Genomic DNA, 14,871 nt, shown 5'->3' with positions numbered 1-14,871 from the left:
GCTTATTCAGATAGAATCTCAACGCCGTTCTCGGTCATAAGGAACGTATGTTCCCACTGCGCCGACGGCTTTTCGTCGCCAGAGATAACCTCCCAACCATAAGGGTCGTCGGCATCAATGAACACTTTCCATGTTCCCATGTTTATCATTGGCTCTATAGTGAACACCATTCCCGGTACGAGAACCATACCCTGGCCCTTGTGTCCGTAGTGAAGAATATCGGGTTCCTCATGCATTGCCAGTCCCACACCGTGGCCGCAGAGGTCGCGAACGACACCGTAGCCGTATTTCTCGGCGTGTTTCTGTATTGCATGACCGATGTCGCCGATAGTGCAATAGGGCACTGCGGCAGCGGCACCGAGGTCGAGACATTCCTTTGTCACCCTGACGAGCTGCTCTTTTTCGGGCGTCGAGTGGCCACCGATTATAAACATTCGGCTGGCATCACCATAATAGCCGTTGACGTCCAAGGTCATGTCAACATTGACGATATCGCCTTCCTTGAGCACGTCCTCGGTCTTTGGAATACCGTGGCACACCACCTCGTTGATGCTGGTGCATACGCTCTTGGGGAATCCCTCGTAGTTAAGACATGACGGATGAGCGTTATGATCCTTGCAGTACTGCATGCAGATATCGTCAATCTCCTGGGTATTCATCCCGGGATGGATGGCTTCAGCCACCGCATCGAGACATCCCGTATTGACCTTTCCTGCAATACGTATGCCCTCAATCTGCTCAGGGGTTTTCACCATCTCGCGTGTTGGCACGAGTTTTCCCCTGCTTTCAAGATCCATTATCTTTAAGTCCATTTCTGTTGGTGCCTGACCTCTGAGGCAGTGCCAACGTCTTTTCTTTTTGAACATATCCTTTTGTTTTTACAATGTGCAAAAGTACATATTTTTTTTCAACTTATACATATTGTCGGAGCGATATTTACTGCCGACGGGGCATATAATCATTAAACGGCGGTTTTTCTTATTTGCCGTCAAAGAAATTAGGCTTATGCTTCCGCGCCTCGTCAATCGACATTATCTTTTCCTGCTTTTCCTGATACTCACTGCGCATCTTGGCATACTGACTGTCGAGTTCCGACTTCAGATTTTTATCCTTACGCATTATTCGTCCGGCTATCAATGGCTCCTGAGCCGCATCCTTAACCCAGAAGACGGGGCCGTCATAGACCGGTGCAATCTTCAGAGCCACGTGCAGATTCGATGTTGTCGCGCCTCCCACCATAAGCGGAATGTCGAGTCCGGCCTTCCTTAGTTCCTTGGCAACGTTAACCATTTCGTCGAGCGAAGGGGTAATAAGGCCGCTAAGTCCAATCATATCAACATGTTCTTCTTTAGCCTTTCTGACAATCTGGTCGGCAGGAACCATCACTCCCATGTCCATAACCTCATAGTTATTGCAGGCCATCACCACGCCGACAATATTCTTACCGATGTCGTGGACGTCGCCCTTGACAGTGGCTAACAGAATCTTTCCCGCGCTCACAGAGCCCGTTTTCTTCTCTGCTTCCATATATGGCTTGAGTATTTCCACCGCCATTTTCATCGTTCTGGCAGTCTTAACGACCTGTGGCAGGAACATTTTTCCGGCTCCGAACAGCTCACCGACCTCATTCATACCATCCATAAGGGGCCCCTGAATGATGTCGACGGCATGCGGATATTTCTCTAAAGCCTCATGGATATCGGCATCGAGATAGTCGGTCAGACCCCTTCTCAACTCATATTTAAGCCTTGTCTCAACTCCCTCACGTCGCCATGCATCGTCGGAGCCTCCGCTTTTCGAGTTTTTCTGCCCCACCCCGGCAGCCTTTTCAGCAGCTTTCTGCTCCGCAATTTTAGAGGCAAGCTCTATCAATCTCTCCTGAGGGCTCTCCGATTCTCCGGGAGTATGGCGGTTGAGAACGACATCCTCAATTATTTTAAGGTGCTCGGCGGGAATATCATCGTAGGTTATTTTCGTTGCCGGATTGACGATTCCGAAGTCCATTCCGTTCTGAATGGCATGATAGAGGAACACCGCGTGCATGGCCTCACGGATGTAGTTGTTACCCCGGAAGGAGAACGAGAGGTTTGAAACGCCTCCACTGACGTGGGCTCCTTTAAGGTTTTGGCGAATCCACCGGGTAGCACGGATGAAATCGACAGCATAGTTGTCGTGCTCAGGAATACCCGTCGCTATTGACAGGATATTAGGGTCGAAGATGATATCGTAAGGTTTCATGCCCACTTTCTCGGTAAGAATGCGATACGCTCTCTCCGCAATCTCAATCTTCCGCTCGTAAGTTGTGGCCTGACCATGTTCGTCAAAGCACATCACAACGACCGCCGCACCATATCGCATGATGTCGCGTGCATGGCTAATGAACTCATCCTCACCGTTTTTCAGCGATATCGAGTTGACAATACCCTTTCCCTGGATACATTTCAGGCCCGCCGTTATCACATCCCACTTTGAGGAATCGATCATTATCGGGACCCTCGCAATATCAGGTTCGCCCGACACCATGCGCAAGAACCGCACCATTTCAGCCTTGGCATCGAGCAGTCCGTCATCCATATTGACATCAATGACGAGTGCTCCATCGTCGACTTGCTTTCTTGCTATGGACAAAGCCTCATCGTATTTCTTCTCGTTGATAAGCCGAAGGAACTTCCGGCTGCCTGCCACATTGCACCTTTCGCCCACATTATTGAACGTAGCCACCTGCTCCGAGGCTGAATCGACAACCTCATGGAGTTCCAATCCCGACAGGAGCATGTGGTCATAAGGTTTCGCAACGGCATGCGGTTTCTTCCCTTCTGCAAGTTCTGCGAAGCGCGCTATGAACTCATCAGTCGTTCCGCAGCATCCTCCTACGATATTGACGAGTCCTTCGTCGATGAATTCAGCTATCTCCGGAGCCATCGAATCAGCCGTCTCATCATAAAGGCCGAGTTCGTTCGGCAGTCCAGCATTGGGGTAAACGCTGATATAATAAGGTGCTTTCTCACCTAATTCTTTAACATACGGCTTCAGCTGCAAGGCCCCGAAAGAGCAGTTCAGCCCCACGGAAAAAATGGGATATGACGATATTGATGCCAAGAAGGCCTCCAAAGTCTGTCCCGACAGCGTCCGTCCTGCGAGGTCATTGACTGATACAGAGACCATTATCGGCAAGTCGGTGCCATGCCGACGGTTCTCGCTCATGGCCGCATCGATGGCCGCCTTGGCGTTGAGAGTATCGAAAATGGTTTCTATAAGGATAGCATCGGCACCCCCCACAATCAGTCCGTCGATCTGCTCGCAGTAGTCGTTGAAAAGCTCATCGTAAGTCAAATCCCTCTTTGCGGGGTCGCTGACATCAGGACTTATCGACAGTGTCCGGTTCGTAGGTCCCACCGATCCGGCCACGAAGCGGGGCTTTTCGGGTGTGGAAAACTCGTCGGCACACTGCCGCGCGAGCCTTGCCCCTTCGAGAGCCATCTCGTGTGCATAGTCCTGAAGATGATAGTCGGACTGCGAAATCCGCTGCGACGAGAACGTGTTCGTCTCTATAATGTCGGCCCCGGCCTTCAGATAGCGGCGGTGAATGTCGGCAATGGTCTGAGGATGAGTGATATTGAGCATGTCGTTATTGCCCTTATATGTCACCATCTTCAGCAGAGGCAGACTGCCACGGAAGTCGTCCTCTGACAGTCCATACGACTGTATCATCGTTCCGAGTGCCCCGTCGAGAATCAGGATCCGGCTGCGTATAGCTTCTCTTATGTTCATATTGATTCTTCTTTTATTGCGTTACAAAGATAGTGGTTTTTTCTTAAACGAACGAAGAAAACACTGTTATGATGTGCCAAAACGTAGAAAAGACACATCCTTTTGACGTTTATTTTCATTCATCGGGCCTCATTAGGTCGGCCATTATCATATCGCTGACGAAAATTCCCTCCCTTGTCAGAGCCAACCGGTGGCCGTCTGTCCACATCTCGCCGGCCCCAATATATTTCTCCGCGCTCCCGACAATGTATTTGCGGAACTCCTCCGGCATCTCATCGAGATTGATTCCCTCACGAGTCCTAAGGGCCGTCATCACCATATCGTCGTAATGAGTGCGCTCATCGATAGTTTCCGATTCTGAAGGCCGTACTCCGCTCATTATCAGACGGATATACTCCGTCATACTGCTGACGTTCCACGACCTCTGCTTCCCCGAATAGGAGTGGGCTGAGGCACCGAGTCCGATGTAAGGAACGTCATGCCAATAGGAAGAATTGTGGCGCGAGCGACGGTCGGGCAGAGCAAAATTGGATATCTCGTAATGGTCATAGCCCGCCGCTTCCATCCTGTCGCAGAGCACATTATACATCATCCGGTATGTCTCATCGTCAATCTCGCTTACCTCCCCTTTCGCGAGCATACGGTAAAGCAGCGTACCTTCCTCATACTGAAGGCTATAGGCCGACAGATGCTCGGGTCGCAAAGCAAGAGCACAGCTAATGTCATCCGTCCATTCGGCGACCGTCTCACCGGGAAATCCGAACATAAGATCGATCGAGATATTGTCGATTCCTACAGCCCTGAGCCGTCTCACGGCCCTGGCCACCTGCGCGGAATCATGACGGCGGCGGAGAAAACGCAGTCGTACGTCGGAGAAAGTCTGCGCTCCCATCGACACTCTGTTCACTGGGGTCTGACTCAATGCCCTGCAGAAATCGTCGGTAATATCCTCCGGATTACACTCCATGGTAATCTCCATTTTACCCCAATCAGGAGAGAAAACATCATCGATACCGTCGAAGATGCTGCGTATATTCGATGCCGACAGCTGACTTGGCGTACCACCACCAATATAAACCGTCGCCAGACCGTCCGCGCCCTCGTCTTTCCGCATCGCCATCTCACGGCAGAGAGCCCGCACGTAATCGTCCTGTAGCTCCCGCCGCGTCGTCGAGTAGAACCCGCAGTAGATGCAGCGGCTCTCGCAGAAGGGAATGTGTATATAAAGTCCGGTCACTTTCTTGATGTGTTCGTTTATTTATAATGTGTAATGCCCACAAGTTTATAATCGCAAAGGCAAAAGTACTAATAAGAATTAAATTATCAGCTATTTTGTAGAAATAAATTTGGCAGTATTGATTTTTTATAGTAATTTTATCGGCGAAATACGGATTTCGGTCCGTATAACGATCTATGAATTGAATTAACTAACAACTTAAGTCCACATCGCGTATGAGAGTATATCAGACTAACGAGATTAAGAACATTGCGCTGGTTGGCAGTGCGGGTAGCGGCAAGACCACGCTTGCCGAGAGTATGCTTTTTGAAGCCGGTGTTATTAAGCGCCGTGGCTCAGTAGAAGCTAAGAACACCGTGAGCGACTACTTCCCCGTAGAGCAGGAATACGGCTACTCCGTCTTTCCGACCGTCTTCCATGCTGAATGGAACAATAAGAAGCTAAACGTCATCGACTGTCCGGGTTCCGACGATTTCGTCGGCGGAACGATAACGGCCCTCAACGTCACCGACACCGCCGTGGTCGTCATCAACGGCCAGTACGGCCCTGAGGTGGGCACACAGAACGCTTTCCGCTATACCGAGAAACTCGGCAAACCGGTCATCTTCCTTGTCAACCAACTGGATTCCGACAAGTGCGACTTCGACAACATCATCAACTCGATGAAGGAAATCTACGGTCCTAAATGTGTCCAGATACAGTATCCTGTGACCACCGGTCCCGACTTCCACGAGATTATTGATGTGCTGATAATGAAGAAGTTGTCGTGGAGCAGTGAGGGCGGAGCACCTAAACGTGAGGAGATTCCGGCCGAAGAGATGGACAAAGCCATGGAGCTCCATGCCGCGCTTGTAGAGGCCGCTGCCGAGAACGACGAAGGCCTGATGGAGAAATTCTTCGAGGAGGAGACCCTCACTGAGGACGAGCTCCGCCAGGGCATCCGTCAGGGTCTTGTCACCCGCTCCATCCTTCCCGTCTTCTGTGTCGACGCCCTCAAGGATATGGGTGTACAGCGCCTTATGGAATTCCTCGGCAACGTGGTGCCTTTCGTCAGCGATATGCCGAAAGTGCACAACACACGTGGTGAGGAAGTCGAGCCCGACAGCAATGGTCCGGAGAGCCTCTACTTCTTCAAGACCGGTATGGAGCCGCACATCGGCGAGGTGAGCTACTTCAAGGTGATGTCGGGAACGGTAAAATCGGGCGACGACCTCACCAATGCCGACCGCGGCTCGAAGGAGCGCATAGGCCAGATTTACGCTTGCGCAGGAGCCAGCCGCATACCCGTCGACCAGCTCAACGCCGGCGATATAGGCTGCACAGTGAAGCTGAAGGATGTCAAGACCGGCAACACCCTTAACGGCAAGGGTACCGACCAGCGTTTCGACTTCATAAAATATCCTAACTCAAAATACTCGCGTGCCATCAAAGCGAAGAACTCCGCCGACACCGAGAAGCTCATGGCTGCCCTGCTGAAGATGCGCCAGGAAGACCCCACATGGGTTGTGGAGCAGAGCAAGGAGCTGAAGCAGACCATCGTCCACGGTCAGGGAGAGTTCCATCTGCGTACGCTGAAGTGGCGTTTGGAGAACAACGAGAAGATTGCCGTGGAGTTTGAGGAGCCGAAGATTCCGTACCGCGAGACTATCACTAAGCAGTCGCGCGCTACATACCGCCACAAGAAGCAGTCGGGAGGTGCCGGACAGTTTGGTGAGGTGGCACTCATCGTGGAGCCTTATGCCGAGGGAATGCCCGACCCGACAGTTTACAAGTTCGGTGGACAGGAGTTCAAGATGAACATCAAAGGCAAGGAGGAGCGCGACCTGCCATGGGGCGGTAAGCTCGTATTTATCAACTCCGTAGTCGGTGGAGCCATCGACCTAAGATTCATGCCGGCAATACTCAAGGGAGTCATGGACTGCATGGAGAGCGGTCCGCTGACGGGCAGCTATGCCCGCGACGTGAGAGTTGTCGTCTACGATGGTAAGATGCACCCCGTCGACTCCAACGAGTTGTCGTTCACGTTGGCTGCACGCCATGCTTTCTCGGAGGCATTCAAGAACGCAGGCCCGAAGATCCTGGAGCCTATCTACGACCTCGAAGTCTTCGTTCCCGCCGACTTCATGGGCGACGTCATGAGCGATCTGCAGAGCCGCAGGGCCATGATTATGGGCATGGACACTGAGGCCGGCTATCAGAAGCTACAGGCTAAGATTCCTCTCAAGGAGCTGTCGAACTACTCGGTGGCACTGAGCAGTCTGACCGGCGGACGCGCATCGTTCACCGCTAAGTTCGCTTCTTACGAGCTCGTGCCTAACGACCTGCAGCAGAAACTTATCGCTGAGCACGAGAAAGAGACTGCTGAGGACGAATAAGACACGACGTAGTAAAGCTGAAATTATAGTCTCATAACATATTAATGCCAATCCCCGGCAAGCTGTGAAGCCGACCGGGGATTTTTTTTGCTCCTAATAATATCGCATCAATGCCAAATCGAGCCGCACAATGGTGCCGTTGCCAATGTATTCTGTGGCATAGCGGGCCACCATCTACGGCTAAATGGAGAGAAGAACGGATGCAGGCACCGGAGGAAAGAGACGGGAGGATGGAATTGAAAAATCCTTACAGCATTATCAGACCTACCGTTTGGCATTGCGAAACGGCCTGTTTCATCGTCTAAAACGGACCGTTTGGCGTTGCGAAACGGACCGTTTTGGAACGCCAAACGGCATGTATTTGTAAGCAGTTAAGAATCAGCAAGTTACAGAAGCGATAATAATGCCATTATATTTTGAATTATTTTTACTAATTCTGCGTTCTGTCCGACTATCTAAAAAGGACTCTTCGACTATAAACGAACTGTTTACCGATATATCTGTTGGCATGTCATTGCACTATCAGTCGGCAACATTGTGAGTCGAATATTTGGTATTAAGCAGTCTGATTCGCTTATCTCCTTGCAACAATTCAGCGGTCACAGCTGTCGACAGGGCTCCTGAGAACCCGTCCAAGGGTGTAGCCCGTAGTCTCAGCAGCGGCCTTGAGTTCCGGCCGAAAGTACCATGCCACGCTCCCTACGAAGTTCAGCGGCAGGTCCTTGCGCCCGTAAGCATCGATATTCCGGTGGATAAAGGCTACGAAACTCTCCTCGACCATCGCACTGAGTTCGGGATATTCGGCCTTGTGCCGACCTAAGAACTTCGCTATTCGCGCAAGATAGCGGTTGGCCAACGGCTGCCGGTAGACATTATTTATAACGTCGGCATAGGTCTGATTCGTCTCCTGAAGGTAGAGGTCGCGCACGGCCGGACTTATCCATCCCTTGAAGATGCCGTTGAGAAACGTGCGGCCGAGCACTGCCCCCGACCCCTCATCACCAAGAATATAACCGAGCGGCGGTGTGTTGGCCGTGATGCGGTGGCCATCGTAGAGGCAGCTGTTGGCCCCGGTGCCAAGGATGCACGCTATGCCCTCGCCGTCGCCACACAGGGCATGGGCGGCACCAAGGAGGTCGCTGCCCACAAAGACGTTGGTGCAGCCGAGGACATCGGCGAGCAACGACTTCATGGCTGGTATCTTATCGGTCGTGCAGCCGGTGCCATAGAACCGCACGCTGTCGACTGAACAGCCGGCAAGAGCAGGAAGAAGTTCCTCCCGCAGAACGCGCGCGATACCCGCTCCATCCATGTGAAAGGGGTTAAGTCCCTGGGTCTGAATGTGTTTCGCGGTCTCACCGTCGTCGTTTATCAAGGCCCAATCGGTCTTTGTGCTACCGCTGTCGGCTACTAAAATCATCTTTTCTCGTTCGTTTTAAGTTTCGTTTTCAGCTGAATAATCGGCATTTGGATGCAAAAGTAATAAAAAAGAACGGCCAAGAGAACTGTTTACCTCTATTTTTTAGTACCTTTGTATCGTCAAAAGAATATAATATGAATAAAAGGATTCTCTTCATACTCCTGCTCATCGCAGCTTTCGTCCTCCCTGCCAATGCCGTTCTGAAGGAGGACAGCCTTGCCAATTCGTTAGCTGTGCTGCGCCATGAGCTCATCTCCTATCACGTGCAACAGAACAAGCTGCTGTCGAACTCGAAGGCCATGAGTCAGGAAGTCTTTGAGACCATGCGCAACATCATGGAGCGAAGCAGCCAGAATGCCATCATGCTGTATTCGCAGCAGACCGACAATATCTTCGAGCTGACTTACGCCTGTCATGAGGCAAAGGCGCAGTATGAGGAATTCCGCAAGAAGACGCTGCCCTTCAAAGAGTACATCGCCAACAGCAACTTGGAGATTTCGCGCTACGACTCGCTCGTCAACGCGTTGTCGACGATGCCGGTTTTCATCCTCAACGACCGCGCAAAAGTCGACCGCAACGTCTGTCTGACGCTCGCGGTGAATATCCGCCGCATGCTCATCGACAACAACGAGGACATGAAGGAGTACGTCATGTACTATCAGTTTACGGAGAAACGACTGAGCACTCTGAACAGCTATGCCGACAGCCAGTATGAGTTTATCCAGCAGAGCATATTCAGTGGGGGTAGCCCTAACTACTATTCCATTCTCCGGAACCTCAAAGCCTATCTCACAAGGATGAGCATATCGCTGTCGCAGCAGTACAACCCCGACAACAAGGTTATGTCGCAATGGGACGTAAGATGGATTATCTGGCTGTTCGTGGCCATAGCCATGTACGCGCTCTTGGCCGTAGCTGTCAACCTGTTCAGCATCCGGTTCGTCGTCACACGGCTTATGAGGCGCGACAGGTTCAAGGACTCCAACAAATGGTTCCTTGAGAAACGGTCATATATTATCCTCGCCGGTTCGATTATCACATTCGGAGTGATAATGGCAATATTCAAGACCGGCATGTTGACAAGCTCCAACTTTGTCAAGATGTCGGCCAGCATGCTCCTCGAACTGTCGTGGCTCGGAGCGGCGATCGTCATCTCCATTCTCCTCAGGGTGTCCGGAATAGCCATCAAATACACCTACCGCGTCTACTCACCGATTATCGCCGTGGCGTTCGTAGTGTTCGCTTTCCGCATCGTTCTCATTCCAACCGTCATCCTCAACCTATTCTTCCCACCAATACTGATTCTCACAACCGCATGGCAGTTCCATGTGGGACGGAAATACCACACGCATCTGTTGCGTTCCGACATGATTCTCAGTACGGCCACACTGACTGTACTCATAGCATCATTCATTGCCTCCGTAACGGGCTATACGCTCTTAGCCGTACAGCTGATAATATGGTGGCTGATGATGCTGACGTGCATTCTGACCATTGCCTGCATAAAGAAATGGCTGTCGGTATACCGCGTAAAGCACGATATCATGAACCAGCCCGTGACCAAGGCATGGTGGTTCCGGCTTATATATTTCGTGCTTATACCGTCGCTGTCGGTATACTCTTTCATCATAGCCATATACTGGGCCGCGTCAGTTTTCAACCTCAACGACACCATCTGGAAGATATTCTCGACCTACTTCATAGACACTAAGAATTTCCGTCTGAGCATTTTCGCCATCGTTCAAGTAATAATTCTGACGTTTGCCTTTAACTATCTGAACTACACGCTGAAAGACCTCATCCGTCTGTACCTGCAACAGAAGGACGCATCGACGGCCATAAGCCGAAGCGTAATGATTATCAAGGTGCAGCAAGTCATAGTCTGGGGCGCATGGCTGCTCATAGCCTTAGCCATCTTCCACGTCAGCAACACGTGGCTCGTCGTTGTTTCGGGTGGTCTGTCGACAGGTATCGGATTCGCTATGAAGGACATCCTGGAGAATATCTACTACGGAATATCGCTGATGGCAGGACGAATAAAGGTCGGCGACTACATCATCTGCGATGGCATCAGGGGTAAGGTGTCGTCGATAAGCTATACGTCGACGATGCTCGAAGGCATTGACGGATCGGTCATTGCCTTCACTAACTCACAACTTTTCACAAAAAACTATAAGAATCTTACAAAGAATCACGGCCTCGAGCTCGACGTTCTTGAGGTGGGTGTAGCCTACGGTACGAACATACAGCAGTGTCAAAAGCTCCTCATCGACGCTATAACGAAACTCGACTGCATTGACCACAGACGTGGGGTAAAGGTCGTTTTGAAGAGTTTCGACGACAACTGTGTCACACTGAAAATTCTCGTCTGGGTGAACGTGCTGACACAGTACGGCGACGACGGAAAGATAATGGAATGCATTTACAAAACCCTCAATGACAATAACATTGAGATTCCATTCCCGCAGCGCGATGTTCACATCATCAATTCCAACGAAAATAATACAACGATAAATAAGTAAAATAGCGATGAAAAATTTTTGTTTCTCAAACTTTTTTCGTACTTTCGCATCATAGAACAATTTATAACTAAGAATAATTCATAAGATAATGGACATTCAAGGAAGGATTATCGCCGTTGTACCGGCACGTAGTGGTGTTTCTCAGCGCACAGGAAATCCATGGACATCTCAGGACTTCGTCATCGAAACCCATGATCAATATCCCCGCAAATGCTGTTTCTCAGTATTTGGCGAGGACCGTATCAAACAATTCAACATTAATGTCGGCGACGAGCTTATGGTAAGTTTCGACATCGATGCGCATGAGTATCAGGGCCGTTGGTACAACAGCATACGCGCTTACGCCGTTCAGCGTGTTGACCCGGCAGCAGCCCAGGCTGGCACTCCGGCTCCGGCAGCAGCACCGCAACCAGCTCCGGCAGCAGCGCCTCAGGCACAGCCGACGCAGCAGACTCAGGCTCCGTTCCCACCAGCCGACAACGCCGGCGACAGCACTGACGACCTGCCATTCTAAACGGAAGAACAAAAAAGGCTATAAAAAAAGCACACGGGCTGTACGCTTGTGTGCTTTTTTTATAGCCATTAACTTAGTCTTCAAGTTCTCATGCCGCAACCGTGGAGTGCATTATCTGCGGAAATAAGGCGCATTCATGTCCAATGTGTCGCACGAAAACTGCCAGCAACGGACACAACGGCATGGTCATTGGACCAGAATCTCACTTAATGTGGGATGGATATGTATGATATCGTGCAACTGCCGGAGGGTTATTTCCTTGTTCATCAGGGCCGAAACCTCCTGAATAAGGTCAGCGGCATGAGCGCCATAGCCATGGCATGAGATGACACGATCGGCGGTATCGGTGATAATCTTCATCATTCCTTCGGTCTCACCAATGGCAAGAGCCTTTCCGTTAGCACGGTAGAAACTCTTGTGAACGGCATATTCCACGCCCTTCTCCTTTAACTCACTCTCCGCCGGACCGACGCAAGCAGCCTCAGGATAGGTGAAGATTGCGGAAGGCATGATGTCGAAACGGATATCGTCATGCTCGCCGATGATGTGGTTAACGGCTCTCCTACCCTGCCATTCGGCGGCATGAGCGAGCATGGAACGGCCGTTGACATCGCCGACAGCATATACTCCGGCAACGTTGGTAAGCATATTGTCGTCGACCGTTATGCCCTTTCTGTCATACGAGATGCCGGCTTTCTCCAGTGCCAGACCATCGGTATTGGCAGCGCGTCCGGTGGCTATGAGCACGACGTCGGCACCAAGGTCATCGACATTGCCGACGCTGTACTTCATGTGAAACTTCACCCCGCGTTTCTCCAACGATTTCCTCAGCCGGCGCGCAATGTCCTTGTCTATGGCTGGGAGACACTCGGGAAGGAATTCATACACATCAACTTTACTGCCGAAAGTGTTGAAAGCAGAGGCAAATTCCATTCCTATGACTCCGGCACCGACAATGGCAAGCGTCGGCGGAACGCTCTCTATATCAAGCAGTTCGGTCGATGTTACGACTTTAGTCTTAGCCGATTGCATGCCTTCGACGGCAAACGGTGGCAACTTTGTGTGCGAACCAGTGGCAATAATGATATTATCAGCGGTGAAAAGCTCATCTCCGACTTTTATCGTATGAGCATCGACAAACTCGGCGGAGCCCTCAACGAGTGTGATATTCGGCTGAGAGAGAAGGGTTCGGATGCCGCCCCGCAACTGCTCAATAACCTCATTCTTACGCTGTTGGATACGTGAGAAGTCGACAAGACGCCTGCAGTCGCTGTCCAAAAGTGGGTTGCGGAGCATGTCGGCATCATGGGCAAGGCATTTCGTTGGAATACAACCATGATTAAGACAGACACCTCCAACAACGTTCTTCTCTACCACCACCGTCCTTAGACCCTTCGAAGCGGCATAGCCTGCGGCCACGTAGCCGCCCGGACCCGCACCTATTATAATAAGATCACTGTTCATAGCAATATGGAAAGTAAATCACTAATAATTAAGAATTTAGGACTATCAGGAGCTCAGTCACTCCGCAGCGAGCTGCCGGAAAGTGAGCACCGGATGCTTGGCAGCCTCTACATCGTCGACACGCGAGATTGGAGTGGTATGAGGAGCGCCCTTTACGATTTCGGGATTTTCGCGGGCCTCTTTCGCAATATTATGCATGACCTCGATAAATCCGTCAAGGGTCTCCTTGCTCTCATTCTCGGTAGGCTCTATCATCATGGCTTCATGGAAAAGCAACGGAAAGTAAATAGTTGGAGCATGATAGCCATAATCGAGCAGACGCTTGGCCACATCCATGGTAGTAACGCCGGTCGACTTGTCCTTGAGGCCATTGAAAACGAATTCGTGCTTGCATAGTCCGTGTATCGGAAGCTCGTAATCGTCCTTCAACGACTCCTTTATGTAATTGGCATTGAGGACCGACAAAGGGCCGACCATCTTAATATTCTCTTTTCCTAAGGAGAGGATATAGCTCAGGGCACGCACAATAACGAGGAAATTTCCTAAGAAAGGTCCTACATGATTGTTCTCAACGGTGTAACTGTCTGTACGTTCGGGCTGTTCGATATCGAACTTATCACCGTTCTTTACCACATGAGGCTTAGGCAGGAATGGCTCGAGGCCCTCTCTGACGCCCACCGGACCGGAGCCGGGACCGCCACCGCCATGGGGCGTAGAGAATGTCTTGTGAAGATTTAGGTGCATGACATCAAATCCCATATCAGCTGGACGGGCCACGCCAAGCATCGGATTGAGATTGGCACCATCATAATACATCAGTCCGCCGGCATCGTGAACAAGTTTCGTGATGGCCGGAATGTCACGCTCGAAAAGTCCGAGGGTGTTGGGATTGGTCATCATCATTGCCGCAATATCGTCAGGATGGTCAGCAATAATCTGCTTCAGGTCGTCGAAATCGACAAGACCGTCGGCCGTACTCTTCACTTCCAAGACCTCACAACCGCAGACTGCCGCCGACGCAGGGTTGGTTCCATGGGCCGAATCGGGTATGATAACCTTATTGCGACGGCTGTCGCCACGGGTCTCATGGTAGCTACGGATAATCATCAGACCCGTAAGCTCACCGTGAGCACCGGCACACGGATTCAGCGTGAAGTCGGCCATGCCCGTCAGTGCGCTCAGGGCACGCTGCAGATCGTATTCCACCTGCAATGCTCCCTGGACCGTTGACAACGGTTGCAGGGGGTGGATATTGTTGAAAGCCGACAGGGCGGCCATCTCCTCATTAATAGGAGGGTTGTACTTCATAGTGCAGGACCCGAGGGGATAGAATCCGTTGTCGACGCCAAAGTTATTCTCACTCAGATTAGTATAGTGGCGAACGACCGTCATCTCATCGCATTCCGGGAGCGCAGCATCCTCGGCACGCCTCATGGCTGAGGGGAGTTCATGACTGCCAAACTCATCTTTGGGCAGCGAATAGGCACGGCGACCAGGATGAGAAAGCTCAAATATCAGTTTGCCGTATAGTTTGTTATTCATAAATAATCCGCTTTTTCTCTTGAATA

9 protein-coding genes are annotated in these 14,871 nt (G+C 51.1%); 3 read left to right on the top strand and 6 right to left on the bottom strand.

Annotated features, from left to right (window positions below; genetic code table 11):
- Nucleotides 1-2 precede the first annotated feature (2 nt).
- From map to hemW, 3 genes are all read right to left on the bottom strand, one after another.
- Nucleotides 3-866: a type I methionyl aminopeptidase gene (gene map, locus LDN30_RS04695; protein WP_223925731.1), complete on the bottom strand. Its 864-nt coding sequence runs from the start codon at nt 864-866 to the stop codon at nt 3-5.
- 112 nt (nt 867-978) lie between these two features.
- Entirely contained in the window at nt 979-3,771 is a 2,793-nt protein-coding gene (gene metH, locus LDN30_RS04690) for a methionine synthase (protein WP_223928827.1), read from the bottom strand.
- 115 nt (nt 3,772-3,886) lie between these two features.
- Complete coding sequence (gene hemW / locus LDN30_RS04685; protein WP_223928826.1) at nt 3,887-5,008, bottom strand: radical SAM family heme chaperone HemW; 1,122 nt, start codon at nt 5,006-5,008, stop codon at nt 3,887-3,889.
- A gap of 215 nt (nt 5,009-5,223) precedes the next feature.
- Between hemW and fusA2 the strand changes: the two genes are divergently transcribed.
- Nucleotides 5,224-7,383 carry an elongation factor G2 gene (fusA2, locus tag LDN30_RS04680; protein WP_223928825.1) on the top strand — a complete coding sequence of 720 codons (2,160 nt, stop codon included), beginning with the start codon at nt 5,224-5,226 and terminating at the stop codon, nt 7,381-7,383.
- A 592-nt stretch (nt 7,384-7,975) separates the two neighbouring features.
- Here fusA2 and LDN30_RS04675 read toward each other — a convergent pair.
- On the bottom strand, nt 7,976-8,803 hold the full coding sequence (locus LDN30_RS04675; RefSeq protein WP_223928824.1) for an ATPase: 828 nt from the start codon (nt 8,801-8,803) through the stop codon (nt 7,976-7,978).
- 134 nt (nt 8,804-8,937) lie between these two features.
- Between LDN30_RS04675 and LDN30_RS04670 the strand changes: the two genes are divergently transcribed.
- Together LDN30_RS04670 and LDN30_RS04665 are read left to right on the top strand one after the other, a co-directional pair.
- A complete protein-coding gene (locus LDN30_RS04670; RefSeq protein WP_223925726.1) occupies nt 8,938-11,325 on the top strand; it encodes a mechanosensitive ion channel family protein in 2,388 nt (795 codons plus the stop codon).
- A gap of 88 nt (nt 11,326-11,413) precedes the next feature.
- On the top strand, nt 11,414-11,839 hold the full coding sequence (locus tag LDN30_RS04665) for a DUF3127 domain-containing protein (RefSeq protein ID WP_223925725.1): 426 nt from the start codon (nt 11,414-11,416) through the stop codon (nt 11,837-11,839).
- 186 nt (nt 11,840-12,025) lie between these two features.
- Here the strand turns inward: LDN30_RS04665 and lpdA are convergent, their stop codons facing one another.
- On the bottom strand, nt 12,026-13,303 hold the full coding sequence (lpdA, locus tag LDN30_RS04660) for a dihydrolipoyl dehydrogenase (RefSeq protein ID WP_223925724.1): 1,278 nt from the start codon (nt 13,301-13,303) through the stop codon (nt 12,026-12,028).
- Between the two features lie 57 nt (nt 13,304-13,360).
- Entirely contained in the window at nt 13,361-14,845 is a 1,485-nt protein-coding gene (gcvPB, locus tag LDN30_RS04655; RefSeq protein WP_223925723.1) for an aminomethyl-transferring glycine dehydrogenase subunit GcvPB, read from the bottom strand.
- Nucleotides 14,846-14,871: the final 26 nt, after the last annotated feature.

It is taken from the genome of Prevotella lacticifex (assembly GCF_019973375.1).
GTDB lineage: Bacteria > Bacteroidota > Bacteroidia > Bacteroidales > Bacteroidaceae > Prevotella > Prevotella lacticifex.
The sequence above is the reverse complement of the archived record's forward strand: the minus strand, read 5'-3'. Positions and strand labels throughout refer to the sequence as shown.

What these genes read in the sequence shown, in the direction of transcription:
- LDN30_RS04675 (WP_223928824.1), bottom strand. Translation starts at nt 8,803, where the DNA reads ATGATTTTAGTAGCCGACAGCGGTAGCACAAAGACCGATTGGGCCTTG.
- map (WP_223925731.1), bottom strand. Translation starts at nt 866, where the DNA reads ATGTTCAAAAAGAAAAGACGTTGGCACTGCCTCAGAGGTCAGGCACCA.
- LDN30_RS04665 (WP_223925725.1), top strand. Translation starts at nt 11,414, where the DNA reads ATGGACATTCAAGGAAGGATTATCGCCGTTGTACCGGCACGTAGTGGT.
- metH (WP_223928827.1), bottom strand. Translation starts at nt 3,771, where the DNA reads ATGAACATAAGAGAAGCTATACGCAGCCGGATCCTGATTCTCGACGGG.
- fusA2 (WP_223928825.1), top strand. Translation starts at nt 5,224, where the DNA reads ATGAGAGTATATCAGACTAACGAGATTAAGAACATTGCGCTGGTTGGC.
- gcvPB (WP_223925723.1), bottom strand. Translation starts at nt 14,845, where the DNA reads ATGAATAACAAACTATACGGCAAACTGATATTTGAGCTTTCTCATCCT.
- LDN30_RS04670 (WP_223925726.1), top strand. Translation starts at nt 8,938, where the DNA reads ATGAATAAAAGGATTCTCTTCATACTCCTGCTCATCGCAGCTTTCGTC.
- lpdA (WP_223925724.1), bottom strand. Translation starts at nt 13,303, where the DNA reads ATGAACAGTGATCTTATTATAATAGGTGCGGGTCCGGGCGGCTACGTG.